We start from the raw sequence: 1982 nt of genomic DNA, 5'->3' as shown, positions 1-1982 counted from the left end.
GAAGAAGTAACCAAGTTTTTTAATCAAGTCATGCAAATGGATACTTTTACATTACGCCAAGAGGCTATTTCAACTGAAAAGTTCCCATGATTTTAGCTAAAAATGAACTCCGAAACTTGAGTATTAATCCTTTTTTTCTATTCTTTTAATTGCTGCGATTAGATCTTTATCTACTTGAGTTGGGTTTGCATCAATGACTCTACGGAACTTGTCATACTCATGCTTAGCTTTTTGTTGTGCTTGATTAGAAGAGATTTTGCCAGCATGAGTAAGGATATTGAAATCACTCAGTTTTAAGAAGTCATCAAGTTTGTTCGCCCAATCTGCCATTTTCATTAACTTGCCTTGGCGAGCTTGTAGTTCTGCAAATTCAAGGTAAGAGTTCACTATACGATTCAAGGTATCTAACTCTTGTTCAGATAAGTAATTCTTTGCAGTCACTACTTCTTTACGAGTTGGCTCTTGCCCTTTATAACTAGTCAATCCCATATGGGGCTTATCGCCATCGACTCTCTCAAATATAAGTTCAGCAGCGGTGTGCCCATGTGCAGCCCAGTGCATTTTGTTTTGTACTTGAGCAAAGAATTGAGTACTGGTCTGAGTCTTACCATCGTAATCAATACTGGTGGCGTATATATCGCAGACCTTGCGCCAGAATATCTTTTCCGATGAACGAATATCACGGATGCGATTTAGCAGTTCATCAAAGTATTGGCTAGATTCAGGTGACTTTAATCTTTCGTCATCCATCACAAAGCCTTTAGCAAGATACTCTTTGAGAGTGCGTGTCGCCCACTGCCTGAACTGAGTACCAGCCTTAGAGCGCACTCTATAGCCAACAGCTAAAATAGCATCAAGATTGTAGTGAGCTATCTCTCGTGTGACCTGACGAGAACCCTCTTGGCGAACTATCCGGAAATTCCGGATAGTTGCATTTTGTTCAAGTTCCCCCTCATCATAGATATTAACCAAGTGCTCATTAATAGTTCTGATGTTCTTTTGATACAGTTCGGCAATCAGTTGTTGTGATAGCCATAGGCTTTCACCCTCAAAGCGACACTCGACCTGTGATTGACCATCATCGCTTGCAAAAACAATGAATTGACCTTGTGAAACGCTATCGATTTCGTTGCTCATTAAGTATTTCCTTATCAATCACAATTAGAGGTTTGATACGTATCTAAATCAATTGTCCACGCAGTGCATGCACAATCTTGATCGCCACCGCAGCACGTTGCTTGGCTGTTTGAATCAGCGAACTTACATCATTAACCAATTGATGGTTGGTGAGTGTTATCCATTAATTTATGCGTCCTTTTTACCATTAGCTTGTTTATCAGAAAGCTGATAACGACTCTCGATATCTCGCAGTTTTTTCGTTGGGATTATCCCCTGATTGTCTTTCTTTATAAGCTGAAAGAATTGAAGCATACGTTCTCGTGCAAGGTTAATAGCCACTTCTACCATTGTGTCATCGTTAACCTGCTGTAAAACCATAATAATTAAATTTGTTTGATGCGCAAATGAACCAGAAAGCTTGAGTAAGCTATTTTGATCCATTGTAACTTCTTTCATCAAATCATCTGTTACAGTTTGATTTGATTCCATATGCTCACGAATGCGATGACTTGCTTCTGTCAATACTGAGTTAGAGAGTGCTTTATTGTCATAAGCTTGAATAAGTGAGTCCAAAACATTAATTGAAATTTCCATTAATGCCATGACTTTGTTCTCTTTCATCTAGTTGATCCTTTACCTAGGGTAAACATACAAATTCTTATTGGTCTTATTCAGTTTTACCATTAGCAAACAGCTCGCATTGGTGAGACAACCATAGTTTTTGCAGGCGTTTAGTGGCATAGGTATCTACACAATGTGATCACTTTCTAAGCAATTAAACTTTTTCATGGAACTGTTTGAAAAAGTGGCGATCAGATCTGCAAATTCCCTTCAACTGACGATAAAAATGGATTTGTTTGCAC

The 1982-nt window shown here is 38.6% G+C and carries 2 protein-coding genes; both read right to left on the bottom strand.

The window, feature by feature from the left end; translation table 11 throughout:
* Positions 1–123 precede the first annotated feature (123 nt).
* On the bottom strand, positions 124–1137 hold the full coding sequence (locus tag D5018_RS21205) for a virulence RhuM family protein (protein ID WP_121840956.1): 1014 nt from the start codon (positions 1135–1137) through the stop codon (positions 124–126).
* 168 nt (positions 1138–1305) lie between these two features.
* Entirely contained in the window at positions 1306–1740 is a 435-nt protein-coding gene (locus tag D5018_RS21200) for a hypothetical protein (RefSeq protein WP_121840955.1), read from the bottom strand.
* Between the last annotated feature and the right edge of the window lie 242 nt (positions 1741–1982).

It is taken from the genome of Parashewanella curva (assembly GCF_003675895.1).
Classification (GTDB): Bacteria; Pseudomonadota; Gammaproteobacteria; order Enterobacterales; family Shewanellaceae; genus Parashewanella; species Parashewanella curva.
This window is presented reverse-complemented; position numbering and strand designations above follow the sequence as displayed.

What these genes read in the sequence shown, in the direction of transcription:
- D5018_RS21205 (WP_121840956.1), bottom strand. Translation starts at nt 1,137, where the DNA reads ATGAGCAACGAAATCGATAGCGTTTCACAAGGTCAATTCATTGTTTTT.
- D5018_RS21200 (WP_121840955.1), bottom strand. Translation starts at nt 1,740, where the DNA reads ATGAAAGAGAACAAAGTCATGGCATTAATGGAAATTTCAATTAATGTT.